The organism is Adhaeribacter rhizoryzae (assembly GCF_008629685.1).
GTDB classification, from domain to species: Bacteria; Bacteroidota; Bacteroidia; order Cytophagales; family Hymenobacteraceae; genus Adhaeribacter; species Adhaeribacter rhizoryzae.
In genome coordinates this window covers 391,125-407,315 of the sequence record NZ_VWSF01000004.1, presented here as the reverse complement: position 1 = coordinate 407,315, position 16,191 = coordinate 391,125, and the positions used below count along the sequence as shown (strand labels likewise).

General features: G+C 43.0%; 9 protein-coding genes and 1 pseudogene. 3 read left to right on the top strand and 7 right to left on the bottom strand.

Going from position 1 to position 16,191, the window contains the following annotated elements:
- The 3 genes and pseudogenes from F0145_RS08630 to F0145_RS08620 form a co-directional block, all read right to left on the bottom strand.
- Positions 1–426, bottom strand: a pseudogene (locus F0145_RS08630) (hypothetical protein); the annotation flags it as partial.
- 193 nt (positions 427–619) lie between these two features.
- A complete protein-coding gene (locus F0145_RS08625) occupies positions 620–2,125 on the bottom strand; it encodes an ATP-binding cassette domain-containing protein (protein ID WP_150087909.1) in 1,506 nt (501 codons plus the stop codon).
- Positions 2,126–2,267: 142 nt separating this feature from the next.
- Positions 2,268–2,675, bottom strand: a complete 408-nt coding sequence (locus tag F0145_RS08620) for a lipocalin family protein (RefSeq protein WP_190277503.1) — start codon at positions 2,673–2,675, stop codon at positions 2,268–2,270.
- 290 nt (positions 2,676–2,965) lie between these two features.
- Here F0145_RS08620 and F0145_RS08615 point away from each other — a divergent pair, with 290 nt between their 5' ends.
- The gene (locus F0145_RS08615) at positions 2,966–3,253 is read left to right on the top strand and encodes a LysM peptidoglycan-binding domain-containing protein (protein ID WP_150087905.1); all 288 of its coding nucleotides are present in this window, start codon (positions 2,966–2,968) and stop codon (positions 3,251–3,253) included.
- Between the two features lie 366 nt (positions 3,254–3,619).
- Here F0145_RS08615 and F0145_RS08610 read toward each other — a convergent pair whose 3' ends face one another.
- From F0145_RS08610 to F0145_RS08595, 4 genes are all read right to left on the bottom strand, one after another.
- Positions 3,620–6,508, bottom strand: coding sequence for a PD-(D/E)XK nuclease family protein (locus F0145_RS08610; protein WP_150087904.1), 2,889 nt, complete (start codon positions 6,506–6,508; stop codon positions 3,620–3,622).
- Between the two features lie 363 nt (positions 6,509–6,871).
- Complete coding sequence (locus tag F0145_RS08605) at positions 6,872–7,498, bottom strand: hypothetical protein (RefSeq protein ID WP_150087902.1); 627 nt, start codon at positions 7,496–7,498, stop codon at positions 6,872–6,874.
- A gap of 327 nt (positions 7,499–7,825) precedes the next feature.
- Complete coding sequence (locus F0145_RS08600) at positions 7,826–9,145, bottom strand: hypothetical protein (RefSeq protein ID WP_150087900.1); 1,320 nt, start codon at positions 9,143–9,145, stop codon at positions 7,826–7,828.
- Positions 9,146–9,335: 190 nt separating this feature from the next.
- A complete protein-coding gene (locus tag F0145_RS08595) occupies positions 9,336–12,698 on the bottom strand; it encodes a UvrD-helicase domain-containing protein (RefSeq protein WP_150087899.1) in 3,363 nt (1,120 codons plus the stop codon).
- A 418-nt stretch (positions 12,699–13,116) separates the two neighbouring features.
- Here F0145_RS08595 and F0145_RS08590 point away from each other — a divergent pair, with 418 nt between their 5' ends.
- Complete coding sequence (locus F0145_RS08590) at positions 13,117–13,878, top strand: OBAP family protein (protein ID WP_150087898.1); 762 nt, start codon at positions 13,117–13,119, stop codon at positions 13,876–13,878.
- Positions 13,879–14,154: 276 nt separating this feature from the next.
- Entirely contained in the window at positions 14,155–15,903 is a 1,749-nt protein-coding gene (locus tag F0145_RS08585) for a DEAD/DEAH box helicase (protein WP_150087897.1), read from the top strand.
- The last annotated feature ends 288 nt before the right edge of the window (positions 15,904–16,191 follow it).

Here is a 16,191-nt window from a genome sequence, read left to right as displayed (position 1 = left end):
ATCTGGCGCCATTGCTTCTCTACTCCAGACCTGCACATGGCTGTAGCCCAGGCAGCGGCCAGTATCCGCTTGCACCACCAGCGAAGGATGCAGGAAAAAGCCCAGCGACTGCTTATCTCCAATCACCCCGAGCTGCTGCTGGTCGGAAATGTTGTGCCGGTTGCGTTCAAAGTTAGGCTGCGTCGTATCCTGAAATACTAAATAATGGGCGCCCACCTCCACTTGCCGCGCACAGTCCGCTTCCAAGTACGAAATGATTTGACTGGTCTGCAAACGGGGGTTATGCAGCAGACGGTAGTAACTCCGCTGCTCGGCTTCGCTCGCACTTAGCTGATGTATCACCACACTTTGCTTTTCTATTATCTTTTCTACTACTTGCTTGACCCGTCGCGCTATCCGAATGTTGCTAAATATTGCATCTGCCATTTACCTCCAACAGCTCCCCGCTCCATTTTGTGTCCTAATCGTAGCTCCTAAAGGCGAGGGACTTGAGTTACCTTTATCTGATAAATTGTTTTCTAAATAATCTATTATCTATCTTAGCCAGAAGAGTTGTAATTCAATAACCGTCAGGCGGTCTCCCCTTCGCCTTGAGGAGAAGGGGTTGGGGGATGAGGTGCTAAATCAACTCTTTCATTTGGCCTTGTTCCAGGTATATTCTTTTGTTTATCCAGGTGGGTATTTCGTGCTCGTAGTGGCTCACAAATATTACGGTTTTGGCGGGTGTGGCGTAAGCAGATAATAATTCCTGGGTTTTCTGAATTAAATCAGCGCTTAATCCTTGAAAAGGCTCGTCCCAGATTAACATTTCCGGATTTTTCACCAGCGACCGGATTAACAATACCAGCCGTTGCTCACCGGCCGAAAGCTGCAGAAAATGCTTTTTTTGCAGATGTCCTATTTCGTAATAGGCGAAAAAATGATGCAAGGTTTGTTCCTGTTGTGGGGTTAATTGCCCTTTCGGAAATAAAGTATCGGTGTAACCGGTGGCGGCTACGGTTTCGGCCAGCAAATTCTGCCGGAAATACAGGTGCAGTTCCGGCGAAATAAAACCTATTCTTCTTTTAATATCCCAGATACTTTCGCCGGTACCTTTGCGCCGATCAAACAAATATATTTTATTCGCAAAAGCCTGCGGATTGTCGCCATTAATTAAACTTAGCAAAGTTGTTTTGCCGGAACCATTAGGACCCAATAACACCCACTTTTCGCCTTGATTTACCGTCCAGGTTATATTATTTAATACTCTTTTTCCATCGTAGGTAATAGTGGTGTTTTCCATTTTTACCGCCACTTTAAAATCAGGCGCGGCTTGGTGGTTTTGAAATATAGTATTTACCCCCGGTAAATTATTTCGCTTTTCTTCTGCGGTATCAGCAATATTTTTATTTAAATATTCGGCCCGGGTATAAGCCCCTTGAATGCTAAAATTATTTAAGTGCAACACGTGGGTGGCCCAAACCGGAATATCGTGCTGGTCGGTTATTAAAATTAATTCGGTGTCGTGCTGAATCAGGTTTTTAACTAAGGCCTCTAAATCGTGGCGGGCCTGCTTATCTAGTCCGGCAAACGGATTATCCAGGATAAGTAATTTGGGTTGCCGCAACAGCGCCTGGGCAATGAGCATTTTCCGGGTTTGCCCATTCGACAGCTTTATTATTTCCAGGTGAAGCAAATCCCGGAGATTCATTAATTTAACTACGTGTGCCCATAGTTCATCCTGAGCCGTTACGCCGGTTGTATTCTGTAAAAATTCAGTTACCGAAACAATGCCTTCGGTATCGGAGCTGTTGAAGCGTTGCTGGTAATAAAATTTGCCGTAGTTAATCAGGCGTTCGGAAGGCGGAAAAGAAATAAAGCCCACGTATTTTTTGAGGTTCCAGGTATTTTCCTGTTCCGGCAGAAAGTAATATTTTAAAGTACCTTTGGTAATCCGGTGCTGACCCACCAATGCTTCGGCCAAGGTAGTTTTGCCGGAACCGCCGGGGCCTGTAATCACCCAGGTTTCGTTTTGCCGCACATGCCAGTTCAGGTTATTAAAAACCGGTCCCTTAAATTTATTAAACGAAACATCCTGTAAACTTAGAAAAGGCTTATTAATATTTGCTGTTGGCGGGTTACGCATGTATAATATTTAAGTAATATATCAACCGCAATTTAAAAATTAAGCTGTAAAAACGGCGCATTTCCAGGTTTATTGATTGGTTGGATTAAAAAACAAAGGCCGGAAATTTCCGGCCTTCAGGTAATATATTTTTCAGGTTTAATTATTCTGCTTCCAGGTTCATGGTGCCGCTAGGGCTTTGCAGTTTCATTTCATCCTCGGTTAAACTTACCACCTGGAAATTTTCAGTCATGTCGGAGCCCACAAATTGCAGCACTAAACTCCGGGCCATAGCATCGTAAGTCCATTTGCCCGAAGCATTTTGGGAACTGGAACGCATGCTAAAAGAACCGTTCGCGTAAAATTGAATTACTTCGCTCTTTTCGGCCCCGGTTATTTTGTCTTTATCGCCGGCAGCATTGGTTTCGCGGGTAGCTTTCCAGGTTTTACTGGTGTCGCCGGAAATCATGGAAGCCGTAGGTGTTTTATTTTTATCCTGACAACTGGCAAGTACCAGCATAATAAATAAAGTTAGATAAGTGAAATAATTTTTTAAGGTTAATAGCTTCATAGTTTTAGGTTTATAGTTAGAATTCATCTTGGTTAGGTGCCCTTAATTGCACTAAAATACATAACGTTTTTTGAATGTTACGGCACTCTTCTGCTTTAGGTTGAACTCCTGGTTTGTTTTTGTTTATAGCCATCCGTAATAATTCAGCTAATAAAAATAAATACGGGTGGTTCTATGAGAATACAAGTTTAATGATAGAACAAATTCTGAGATGGGGGCGTATGGTTTAGAGAGAAAGCCTTGTAAAAAGCTTTTAATAAATAGGTTAAAAATATTAAAGAAATAAAACTATGGGATTATTTGATTTTCTTAAAAAAGGTGAGGAGAAACCGGCCCAGCCGCAAGCCAAACCAGTTCAGCAGGTGCATCAGCCCGCTGCCCAACCCGCTCAACCGGCACAACCTGCTTCGCCGCAAAAAGAATATTATACCGTAAAAAGTGGCGATTCTTTATCTAAAATTGCCAAGCAATTGTACGGCGACGCTAATAGCTGGCACAAAATTCACCAGGCTAACACAGACCAGATTAAAGACCCGAACCTGATTCATCCGGGACAGAAACTGGTTATTCCACGCTAAGTATTGGTATTTATAAAACAGAAAAGGAGCTCCGTGAAGCTCCTTTTATTATTTTAAGGGAGTCTATCTCTCCATACTATGGCGCGGAAGTTACTTCCGTGACTTTTGAATAGTTCACTAAAAAGTATTCATCCATTTTTTAGCTATTTTCCAAAAAACATTAGAAAATCTATTCACAGTTATTTAATAAGTCACGAAAGTAACTTCCGCGCCATAGTAGTCTCACACCTGTCATTCATGAGGAATCTATTTGGCAGCCTGCTACATAGTTTCTTTCTGAATGACAGGTGTGTACATCTGGGACTCACTGTTAACTAAATTTTAAAGATAACCTTTTTCTAATATAAATTACTTTTAAACTTGATTTTACCTCGCGCAAATACCGCGATAAGGGCAATACTGGCAAACTTCTAAATCCTGCGTTTTATGAATGGGTACATTCGGGTCCAGCATGTTGCGCACAAATTCTGTTAAATATTCTTCGGTGGTTCTGATAAAATCGACCTGGCTACCGGTTGTTTCGTCGGTAAAAGCAATATCGGAGGTCATTAAACCGGCGTTCAGGTTCCGGAACGAAATAATGCCGGCTTCAACTTTTTGGGCCGGAATATTACCATCTAATTTTCCATCCGCCTCCAGTTGTTTAGCCATTAAATAACGGTATAGCCACAATTGGCGCACTTTGGCGTATTTGCGGTCGATGAGCAGGTGTTCTTTTACGTGTTCGGGTTTAATTTTAAGGTCGGCGGGTTGAACCAAACCGGTTTTATAATCGATTACCCGTACGGCTTTTTCGTTGGCATCAATGCGGTCGGCTTTACCAGCAATTTTTACCGGCACCATATCGCCATCTATTTCAACCGCCAGAATGGTTTCCATGGTTTGTTCCAGGCTTAAAATATGCAGCGGCAAATCCGGTGAGGCGGCTTGTTTTTGCAGATAGTTTTCCAGCACCTGGGTAGCAATTTTGGCGAGCAAATAATTCATACCTTGTTCCGGCATGTGCTGCAGCGGCCCAGCTTTAAAAGCTTTTTTTACCTGCTGCGGCAAAGTCGCCAACATTTTGTTTATGTCGGCGGCGGTCAGTAATATTTTCCCTTCTTGGAATGGCCGGAAATAATCTTCGAGCACTTTGTGCACAATATTTCCGAACTGGTCGGCGCCAATTTCTTCTTCCACTTCCACCGTTTCCTGGATGCCGGCAATTTTCGCGAAATAATATTGCAACGAGCAGTTAATGTACATGTTTAAATGAGAGGGGTACAAGCCTTTGGCCAAAGCTTTTTTCAGGCTGGCCAGCACCTGCTCGTCTTTCTGAATAATAATATCGGGCTCGTAATTTTTGCTTTCCTGCTGATCCACCACGGCGGTTAAATCGCGGAAAGTAATATTGGGGTTAGCCGGAACCAGGTGGTGCTGCAGTTGCAATATAAAACGGCTTTTTTCGCCGGACCCGTAGGTATCGGATGGCAGTACGTAGAGCAGGTTTATCTTTTTGGCCCGCTGCAACAGCCGATAAAAATAATACGAGGTCATACTTTCCTGCTCGGCGTAGGTGGGCAGCCCGAAGGTTTTCAGTACATCGAAGGGCATCAGCGACTTATGCTTTTTGGGCTGCGGCAATATATTCTCGTTTACCGATAAAATAATCAGGTTCTCAAAATCGAGCGCCCGGGTTTCCAGAAAACCCATTACCTGGATATCCGAAATGGGTTCGCCGCTGAAAGGCAAACGGGTTTGAGCAATATTTTCGTAGAGGAATTTCTTAAAACTGCGTACCGATATTTTCTGCTGCCGGCAATCGAAAATGGTGTCCAGCTTTTTTACCAGCGTGTAAAAAATATACAGGTATTCGGTTTCAATATGGTTCTCCTGCTGAAATTGGTACACCGTTTTGAGTAAATCAATCAGGTCGTAGAACGAGGCCACAATATCGTCGCAGTTGCGCCAGGTTTTAAACAGGGCCACAAACAACGGGTGCTCCTGGCCCAGTTGCAATAATTCCCGCGCCGACAACAGCACCCGGTTTGTCCGGATTATTTCGGCGGCAGCGTTACTAATCAGGTTCTGGTGGTTTTCGTCTTCTTTGCTGTTTAGGTAAGCTTCGTAGCGCCGGATAAACGGGTGACTCAGGATTTTATTTACCGTGAGGTGGTGGTACATGTTTACCTTGTACCCGCTGGCGTGGGGCTGCAACACACTGGTCAGGTGCAGGTCGAAAAGTAAATCAATCAGGTTAAAAAGAGGCGTACCTTTAAAGGTTAAACCCATGGTTACGTTGTAATCCGGAATGTCTTCGCTGATAGAGTGCAGCACCGACAGCAGCATGGTTTCGTCGGGCAGCACAATGGCTACCTGCGCGTTGGGGTTTTCGCGCCGAATATCCTGGAGTAACTGGCCTGCAATTTTGCCCTGCATGCTGGCGTTGGCTACGGCTATGGCGTTTATTTCTTTGGTGTCGGTTTGCAGCAGGTTTTGCTGCCATTTCCAGTCGGGCAGGGGCCACCGCTTTTTGTACCGTTTAAGAAAATGGCCGGCGCGGTTCTGCGAATCTCCCTCCATGTAAAAATCATCCGAATCAAACAGCACTTCCGCTTTTTTGTCGTTCAGGAGCGTCCGGATAATGATTTCTTCGGAGCGGGTTATGGCATTGAGCCCGATAAAAACAAATTGGTGGCAGGTGGTGCGGGAAACGAGTTCGGTAATGTGTTCGGCTACGTAACGGTAAGCCATGCCGCTATAGGCCTGCTTTTCGGCTTTCAGTTTTTGCCGCAGCTTTTCGTAGGTTTTCTCCAGGTTATCCCAGAGCTTAAAATATTTCTGCACCAGCGGCGAAATTTCGAAGCCCATCCGGTGCGGGTCCCAACGCTCCAAAGCTTTAGCTTCGCTTACGTATTCAAACAGCTTTTTCGTATCTACCACTTCCTGGTCCATGCGGCTGAAATCCTCGAGCAGGGTACTCGCCCAGGTAACAAACTGGTCGAAATCCAGGTGCTGGTCCAGGTCCAGCATGATATCGAATAAATCGAGTTGCAGGTGAATGGGTTCGAGTACTTCTACCTTGGCCAGCCGGCAGATAAAGTCTTCCATAGAAGATACCTCCGGCGACCAGATGCCTTCGGTGGCTACCTGGGCCAGCGCATTTTTAAAATAAATGCTCGCCCGGCGGGTAGGCAGTACCACGCAAATTTGGCTAATGGTTTCGGGGTATTTGTTGTAGATATATTCGGCTGCCTGGTGCAGGAATGATTTCATTTATTTAATTTTTGTAATGGCTGCTGGTTGGTACATCTAAAATAATGGTTTTTAGAATATGAAAGGGGAGGCAGGCCTGGTAAAATTAGTTATTTTATAAAGTTAATAAGAATTGAAGTATCGTCGTTTCCAGTATCTAGAAGAAAAGCCAGGATTACGTAAGCTGCTTAACTTGATTAATCCAACGTACAGATAATACGGTTTGATTTTCATAGTAAAGAAAACTGACTTGGATTTGTGCAGTGGCGGTATTCTTTGTTTCGTTGACCCTGAAATAAAGTTTAAAATAATTTACTGATGAAGTTACATTTATTGTTCAAAAGCATTGGTTCAGCCGCATTTGTTCCCTACTGGCTGTAGTAATTAGTCGGCTTTAAGAATCATTGTGCTATCATTAACTACATCAATATTGAATTTCCCTTTATTAGCTGCTAAAAAGCCATAAACAATATCTTGTGAAAAATAATTTTTTACATTTCTAATAGTTGAGTCATCTTGAAATAGTAGCATTACATTAACCATTTTTTCCGATTTAAGCTTTTCTCTGATGTAAGCATCAAAAAGTGCATAGTTATGGTTAGTGACATGCTTCTTTACTAAAGAATCAACACATACAATATTAGGTCCGCTCTCAAGGAATTCATTAGGATAATTATATAGGATTTTGTCTAAAGTTTCATCTGAATAACCTCTTTCGTTTAATGAAGTCCTATAATAATAAAGATAGCCGTCATTTTCATAAAGATGTTTTAGGCTTAAAGCCTTTTGCCGAATTGTTTCCTCTTTGTATTCACCAATTTTAAGAATAATTCCTCCTATAATAAAAAGTGTTAAAGAGGAATAAAATACAGCCTTGTCACCTTCATTTGAAAGCCCAAAGAGCTTTTTAAAAATAATCCAAATTATCGGAAAAATAAGAGAAATAAGAAGAGGAAACGCAAAGCGATTTACAGATTCTATTAAATCAAAAACTGATTTGGCTTGGTTCACTGAAAATTACATAAATGTTAATTTGAAGGTCGTAAGTTATTGTAGTCAACGTTCGAGGCTGACAAAAGAATGAATAGCTCTTTCATATTTGTTTCTTTTGATTAAGAAAGAGGATAATTATTTTAGGTCATTATGTTCCAGCAACTCTTTAATTAGCTTAATATTGATTACACACACTTCAGCTAATGTGTAAAATGACTTTGTAATAAAAGTGAATTATTATTTTTTATTAAGCTTATTTGAAGTAGGCCACTAATATTTTTTAAATATTATCTTTAGTATTCAGTAGAGCATTGTGAAGTATTTGTAAAGCATAATACAAAATACTTACTTAGCTTTATTTAAATTTAGTGAAGAAACAGGTGTTAAAACATCTAAGAAGTTTCTTAAATCAAATACTTTTGATAATGTATAGTTAAATTGTGGGAAAATGCCTAATCTATTGTACATGTCGAAACCAAAACTAATTCCTTGTTTTTTGGCTGTTGCAAAAACTCTAATTTGATGATAAAATTGTGGCTCACCCTTCTGGTAACTTACGGTAGGTTGAGTAGAACCACGTGGAGTATATATTCTTGCACCCTGGAAAAAGCTGGTTCCAATGGTTACATGCGCTTTTATATTAAAACTACTATTATCAAGTATCCACAATAAACCTAAATTATAATTGTATACAGGCAATTGAAATGATAAACGTTCATCTCGAACTGGAAGTGGGAAGAAGACTTCACCTCGCCCTCCGGACCTAGGCTGTTTTAGTAGAATAGTTGTCGTATCAATATTCGTAAACTTATTTTCAAGTGTAATAAGTTTTGTACTTATATCAAAACCTACTGTACCAAAGAAGTTTGAGTTACCCTTCGTTTCTTCATTTGTTATTTTGTAAAAAAAATCAAGTTGAGCACCTACAGGGTCAATTTTTTGAGATATATTTCTCTGGTAAGTTCCCTGAGTATAACTATATGAGGTATCGGTACCTTGAATAATTCGATTTGGTGAGTTAGGATAAAATACTTGAATACTGGCGGTCGAGTCAGCCGTAAAGTACCTGTTTTTGTAAAATCCAATTTGACCATATAATTTATTTGAAATTTTAAAAACAGTGTTAGCTCTAAAAAAGAATTCTTGAGGTTTGGCTCCTACGAACGGGTCGAAGTTCGTTCCGGTGAACAGCCAAAGTTCCCATGTGTCATTTGTCGTCAGCGAATCTGCAATCAGTGGCTTTATGTAAATAGTAGTTTTTGTATTACCCTCGGCTAATTCTACTCGCCTACCCAAGCTATCATAAGCTTGTAGTTCCAAGCGTACAAATTTATCGTCAATTGCATCTCTAGGAACCCTAATTGCATATCGTGCCCGCAAAGTATCTTCAAGGGCTCCAATTTTAATATCATTTCCTATTTGCACTTTGACGGCCCTGAGGTTAGCTGAAGATGCATCCTCGTTTATGGAAATCACAACTTTTCCATTTTGCAAGCTTTGCCCTTTAGGAACAATCACATATATAGCTGTATCAATTGTAGTGGCTGATGAGGAGCTAAGCCTTATTATATTGCTCTTGAAGTAAGCTTTAAATTTATTCTGGGCGTTTGAAACATTGAACAATAAGCAGAAGAAAATTACAATAAGCAACCTGAGCGCTCTCATTTAATTATATGTTTGATTGTAAATTTTATTCAATGAAAATACTAAAGCAGTTTAATTATTTAGGAATAGCGGTGCAATACTGAAAAATCAGTATTTTTAGTTCTCATAAACAAAAAACCTCCCTGTTAAGGAGGCTATCCATTTTAATTTAAATTCTAATGACTTATGGTTTACGAATACAATAAAACTTTTAACGCTTTACCTCTTCCACATAAACCCATTGCTCCACTTCTTCCACATCAAAGTAATACAATACACATTTAATCTCTGCAAAAAGTAAATCCTTAAACAAGCTAGCATAGTAGTTCAGGTTATCGATGTGTTCCTGCACCAAAGGGGGGGCTTTAAAGTCCAGGAGAACGACGCGGGTGCCGTCGAAAACTATGCGGTTGGGTTTGTAGCGGGTGGCTTTGGCGTGCAGGATTTCTTTTTCGTTTTCGAAGGCTACGTCTTTGCTGAAATAGCGGGCCAGTTGCGGGTGCTTTACTACTTTCTTCAGCATGTCGCGGAGTTCCGGCAGTTCTTTGCTGCTGATAATGCCTTCGTTTACCAGCATTTTCGTGACGAAATTCAGCTCGTCGGCGGTGGTAATGCGGGAGAGGGCGTAGTGCAACCGGCGATTCCATTTGCGGTGTTCCTGCTGGGTCTGGAAATCGAATACGTTGTTGGCGTGCTGTTTTATCTGGAGCCGCTGCTGCCAGTTGTAGGAGCTAAAGGTATCGAGGTGAAAAACGGCTTCGGTAACAGGGGCCGCGGCCTTTTGTGAAACGTGGCCTTTGGCTAACTGGTAGCACAACTGGTCGTCCTGCCACAGTTCTTTGTGCTGCAGGTACAGGTAAAGCAGGTAGCTGATGGTTTTCTGGTTGGCACCCGAATTAAAATCTTTTTTCTGGCTCACGATGTAAAGGCGGTCCTGGGGACGAGTAAAGCCTACGTACAGCATGTTCAGGTTTTCGATAAAGGTTTTTTCCAGTTCGGCCTGGTACTGGGCGGCTAAAGGCGTTTCGTCCAGCTTTTTACTCATGGTTACCACCGCCGAGGCCATTTTACCTAAACCCGGCAGAGCCTCCGGGAGGTTACCCCACAGCAAAGCACCCCGCTGCGGCTCAATAGACCAATCGGCAAACGGAACGATAACCACCGGGTAGGCCAGACCTTTGGCTTTGTGAATGCTGGTAATGGTGATGGCGTTGCGGTTTTTGGGCGAGTTGATGCTCAGCTTTTCTTTGTGGGTTTCCCAGTACTCCAAAAAATTGTTCAGGTTATTGCTTTGGTTCAGGCTGTACTCCAGCACCACATCCAGGAACCGGAAAATATATTCGCACTCGTTGTTTTTGCCCAGCAAATCAAAAATCCGGATGAGTTTTTCGGTGAGCTCGTACAGCGATAAATTGCCGGTTTCTTTTTCTTCGAGGTTAAAACTCAGGGTGCGCAACTGGTCGAAGAAGAGCTGGTTACTGCCGTAATTGGCCACATCGGCAATCAGCTGGGTCATCTGGTTATCGGGTTGCACCTGTAGCACCACTTTACAAACCAGGTACATGGCTTCGGAGCGGGCCAGGGTATCGTCGGGACGGTTAAATACCCGGAACAGCGATATAAGTAGGTTCACCACTTCGGCAAACTGCAGGGCCAACGAATCCTGTGAAATAATATCGAACTTCTTTTCCTTTAAATAGTTAGCCACCAGCTTGCTGTTGCGGTTGGTGCGGCACAGCACGGCAATATCCTGGGGTTCGTAGCCATCGGTCTGAGCCTGTCGCACCAATTGTAGAACAATTTGTAGCGTGCTTTCCTGGTAAGTCAGGATTTCAGGTTTTTCGTAGCCTTCGTACAGGGTTTCGGTGCGGCAGCAGTTGTCCAGGTCGTGCTGATAGTTAGAATCGTCGGGGTGGGTAAAGAGCAATTGAATGTGGCCGCCGGTGCGGGCCGCGCCATCGGGTACCGCCTGCTTGAAGTTCTCGTCGTAAATATTCCGCAGCATCTCGTAGTTGGGGTACGACGCGCTGATGAACTCAAACAGTTCGTTGTTGAAGTCGATGATTTCGCGGGTGCTGCGGTAATTGGTATTCAGGTCGGCCGGGGTGAGGCTTAAATCCAGGGTGTCGTAGCGGCTTTCGAGTAAGTCCTGGTATTTGCGGTTCTGGTACAACGCCGGGGTATTGCGTTTGTACAGGTGTAAAATCTGGTCCATGTCGCCGCCGCGCCACCGGTAAATAGCTTGTTTAGCATCGCCCACGGCCATGTTAAAGTAGCCCGAAGCCAAAGAGTTTTCGATGAGCGGCAACAAATTATTCCACTGGAGCGAGGAGGTGTCCTGAAACTCATCAATCAGGATATGGTTGTATTTCTCGCCGAGGCGCTCGTAAATAAAAGGCACCGGCTCTTTCAGTACAATTTCCGAAATGCGCTTGTTAAACTCCGAGATGTGCACCAGGTTTTTATCCTGCTTTATTTCCTGGATGCATTTTTCCAGTTCGTTCAGCACCGAAACCTGGTACAGGTGCTTCAGCAGCTCGGTAATCAATATATAATAAGGTGCCTGCTCTTGCCGGATAGCTTCAATCTCCCGGAAATATTTTACCAAAGTAGCCTTGATGGTATCAAGCCGGGCTTCTACGTCTTTCGGTACTTTGGCGCCGGTCCACTTATCGTCGTTAATAGCCTGCCACGCGTAAGCGTTGGGTTCGTAAAATTCAAAAGCTTTCAGGTATTTACTAAAGAAGCCAAAAATGCCACGCTCCTTGTAATGCAAATGCGCCGGTTCTACCTGGGCCTGTTGGAACAAATCTATGGCAGCTTGGGCCCTTTCTAGAATTGATTTTTCAATTTGATTTTTCTGCGCGTACAAGTCCTGCCGGATTTTCTTAAAATCTTCCAGGCTTAGCTTCTGCAATTCCGAAATGGCTTCGTAAACCTGTTCGTTCAGGAGATTGTTTGCAAAAGCGGCCAGTTCGGCAGGTAAATTATTCCAACTACGGCCTTCGTCGGCTTTTTCCAAGGCATAATTTTCGAAGGTGCGCGACAGCAGTTCGTTGTCCTGGGAGTTGTTTACTTTATCCAGCAGCAACGACACGGCCGTGTTCAGCAGGGTAGTGGTATCCAGGTCTACTTCAAAGTTGTAAGGAATATTCAGCTCGCGGGTAAAAGCCGTAACCACCTTGTTTACAAAAGCATCGATGGTACTCACGGCAAACTCCGAGTAGTTATATAAGATTTGCTCAAAGGTGCGGGCCGCCCGCGCCCGGATTAGCTCTACCGAAACTTCCTGGCCGGAATATTCCTCCTGAATTTCGGCGGTAATAGAAGTCAGCAAAGTTTCGCTCTGGGCTTTTTGCTTTTCGCCCAGGTTCGGATCGTTGAACTGCCGCAAGGCCGACATAATCCGTTCTTTCATTTCATTGGCCGCATCGTTCGTAAAAGTAATGGCCAGCACCGAGCGGTAATAACTGGGATTGTCGCTTTGTAGCGCCAGTTTCAGGTATTCTTTGGTTAGGTGATACGTTTTGCCGGAACCCGCCGAGGAAGAGTAAATTTTAAATTGCTGAGGCACAGATGGTAGTTGCTTAAGGCTGTAGGAGGGAAGCTTTCACTTGGTATGGCTTCCGAATGCAATATTAAAATTACGCCTTTTCCGGTTGATTTAAAAGCGGAATGTTGATTGAGCCTTTATACAAACATTATATGTGGCAGAAATTACTTCCGTGACTTAAAGGAAAACTTTTTTAGATGGTTTATTATGTTTTTAGTGAAAAGTAAAGTCAATATTTGATCTATATAGATACATCCAGGCCTAAACAGAAAATCCTTAAATTTTTAAATGAGACAATCAGCTTAATTTAAGAAAGGCATGAAAGTAACTTTCGCGCCATAATAAACAATATTGGTGGTTACGGACTAAATACTTCTAAGAAAGTGAAAAACCTATAAAATTTACTGCCGTTGATTTTAGAATACTAATCTCAACAACTATGAAAAAATTATCTTCTCTGGTGGGCAGCTTTTTTTTAGGTTTATTGTTGCTAGGCTGCGGCGGCGAGAATACTGGTTCCAAAGTAGAGGCTCCGGGAGCGGAAAAATCAACCAAATCTGAGGTGTTGGAAACCGGCGCGGCCTTGTTGCAGGATAAATCGCCGCTGAAGAAAGTGAATATGTATTTGGATGGCTTTCATTTTTACGGCGGCCAACTAGCAGGACAAATGGAAGCTCACCATTATGTAACGCAGCTGAACGAAGATGTGCACCAAGCCATTATTTTCGACGGCAACGACGAAAATGCGAAGCTGATGGGGGTGGAATATATTATATCCGAAAGACTATTCCAGAAATTACCCGCAGAAGAAAAGAAACTCTGGCACAGCCACCACCACGAAGTTAAATCCGGTACGTTGATAGCTCCTGGTATACCAGAGGCAGCAGAGCACGAATTAATGGAAAAATTGGTATCTACGTACGGCAAAACCATACATACCTGGCACACCGACCGCGATTTGGAGTTACCCATGGGAGGACCGATGCTGATGATGGGCTTTACGAAAGAAGGACAATTAAAACCCGGACTGGTAGCCGAACGGGATAAAAGGTTTAATATTTCTACGGCCGAAAAGAAAAAGAACCGTGCCGATATCCCTGTACCAAATATTGACCCATTAGCAAATGCTTGGGAAAAAGGCGAAATCAGGCAATTTGAAATAACGAATAAAGCACCAATTTTACACAGTCCGGGTCATTAAGCCCGCAATTATAAGCACTTTAAGTTATCGCCAAAACAACCTTCCGAAATAAATTATTATTTTATAAATATATATTATTTATTCAGGCTAAATAAGCGTACCTTTGTGCATTATTTTGAAATCAGCAGTCGAATTTCCGTTTGCGGCTTGTATAGTAGCCACGTTTCCGTTAGCATCAATTTTCTCCTCGTCGGTAATTTTCTTACAAAACGTAGTTAGAATAAGTATCTGCTCATTTCAGATAGCGTATAACCTTTTTTTAACAAAACAATTTTTATGAACAAATTACGATTTGATGAGCTTTCGCTTTCCCCGGAAATGCAGCGTGCTATTGCCGACATGGGTTTCGAAGAAGCTTCTCCAATACAAACCGAAGCCATTCCGGTTATTATGCAGGGCCGCGATGTAATTGGCCAGGCGCAAACCGGAACCGGTAAAACAGCGGCCTTTGGTATTCCAGCCATCGAAAGCATCGATCCGAAAGATCGTCGGGTACAAACCCTGATTCTTTGCCCTACACGCGAATTAGCCGTACAGGTTTCTGAAGAAATAAGCAGATTAATAAAATATAAAAACGGTATAAGTGTGGTGCCTATTTACGGTGGCCAATCTTACGACCGGCAATTACGCGCTCTGAAGCAAGGCGTGCAAATAGTAATTGGAACGCCTGGCCGGGTGATGGACCACATTGAGAGGGGCACCCTGCAACTGGATGCCGTTAAAAAAATTATCTTGGATGAGGCCGACGAAATGCTGGACATGGGTTTCCGGGAAGACATTGAATTTGTCCTGACCAAAATACCCGCCGAACGCCAGACCATTTTCTTCTCTGCTACCATGTCGAAGCCGATAATGGAGCTGACAAAGAAATATCAGCGCGATCCGCAGATTGTAAAAGTGGTTCACCAAACCTTAACGGTAACCAATATTGAGCAGGTTTACTACGAAGTCCGCAACAACATGAAAATGGAAGTGCTGTCGCGGATTATCGACATGTACAACCTGAAGTCGCTGATTGTGTTTTGTAACACCAAGCGGATGGTAGACGAACTGGTTAGCAACCTGCAAGCCCGCGGTTATTTTGCCGATGGTTTGCACGGTGACATGAACCAGACGCAGCGGACGAATGTAATGGCCAAATTTAAAGCCGGCACCCTGGAAATATTAGTAGCTACCGACGTAGCTGCGCGGGGCATCGACGTGGAAGATTTGGAAGCCGTATTTAACTACGACTTACCGCAAGACGAAGAAGCTTACGTACACCGCATTGGCCGGACTGGTCGCGCCGGTAAATCTGGCCGTGCTTTCTCGTTTGTGTCTGGCCGCGATATTTACAAACTGAAAGATATTATGCGGTTTACCAACGCCAAAATTAAACTGGCGCCGGTACCGAGTTACGAAGACGTAGCCGAAATTAAAACCAATTTATTCCTGGATCAGATTAAAGAAGTTATTCAGCAAGGCAAATTAGAGAAACAAATTGCCCGGATTGAACGCTTACTGACCGAAGATTTTACTTCTCTGGAAATTGCGGCTGCTTTACTTAAAATGAACCTGAAAGAAGCAAAAGCTCAGGCTGCTTCCGAAGAAATGAAAGGTCCGCGTGAAGGCTTTAACCGGTTGTTCGTTACAATGGGTAAAAAAGATCGCATACACCCCAAAGATATTATTGAAGCCCTGACTGAAAACACCAGCATTCCGAGCAGCAAAATCGGCGACATTGATTTGTACGATAAATTCAGCTTTGTAGAAGTAGCTAAAGAATATACCTCCGAAGTATTGGATCGCCTGGGCCGCACCACTTTATTGGGTAAACCGGTAAGTTTCGAAAAAGCGCAAAGCAAGAACGCGATGGGCGAGAAAGAAAGAGATCGGGATGGCGGTAGAGAAAGGGACAGAGACAGAGAAGGTAGCCGTGGTAGTTTTGAAGAAAGACCCCGTAGCGGTGGTGGTAGCTTCCGCGACCGGAACGACCGGGAACGCAATAGCCGTTTTGGCAAAAGAGAAAAAACAAGAAGATGGTAACTTTTTTTCCTGAGGCTCGTAAAATAATATATTAAAAGAGCATAAGGATTAAAAGAGGAACTGCTCTAAAAAAATAGCTTAACTTAAAAAGTTAAGCTATTTTTTTAGTGCCCTACCAAGCGCAAAATTTTATAAATACATTTTTATATAATCTGGCGAGAGGCTCTGCCTCGTGTCTTTTTATTTTCAGGTTTCTAGCCTGTTTGATTACAAATTTTGGGTAATTTAGTCTAATAAGTAGTGGCCATAGGCTAGAAGAAAAACTCACAAGCGGGACGCTTGCGGGAT

Bases quoted from the DNA above. Each gene is read 5' to 3' on its own strand.
- F0145_RS08620 (WP_190277503.1), bottom strand. From the start codon at position 2,675: ATGAAGCTATTAACCTTAAAAAATTATTTCACTTATCTAACTTTATTT.
- F0145_RS08625 (WP_150087909.1), bottom strand. From the start codon at position 2,125: ATGCGTAACCCGCCAACAGCAAATATTAATAAGCCTTTTCTAAGTTTA.
- F0145_RS08600 (WP_150087900.1), bottom strand. From the start codon at position 9,145: ATGAGAGCGCTCAGGTTGCTTATTGTAATTTTCTTCTGCTTATTGTTC.
- F0145_RS08590 (WP_150087898.1), top strand. From the start codon at position 13,117: ATGAAAAAATTATCTTCTCTGGTGGGCAGCTTTTTTTTAGGTTTATTG.
- F0145_RS08585 (WP_150087897.1), top strand. From the start codon at position 14,155: ATGAACAAATTACGATTTGATGAGCTTTCGCTTTCCCCGGAAATGCAG.
- F0145_RS08615 (WP_150087905.1), top strand. From the start codon at position 2,966: ATGGGATTATTTGATTTTCTTAAAAAAGGTGAGGAGAAACCGGCCCAG.
- F0145_RS08610 (WP_150087904.1), bottom strand. From the start codon at position 6,508: ATGAAATCATTCCTGCACCAGGCAGCCGAATATATCTACAACAAATAC.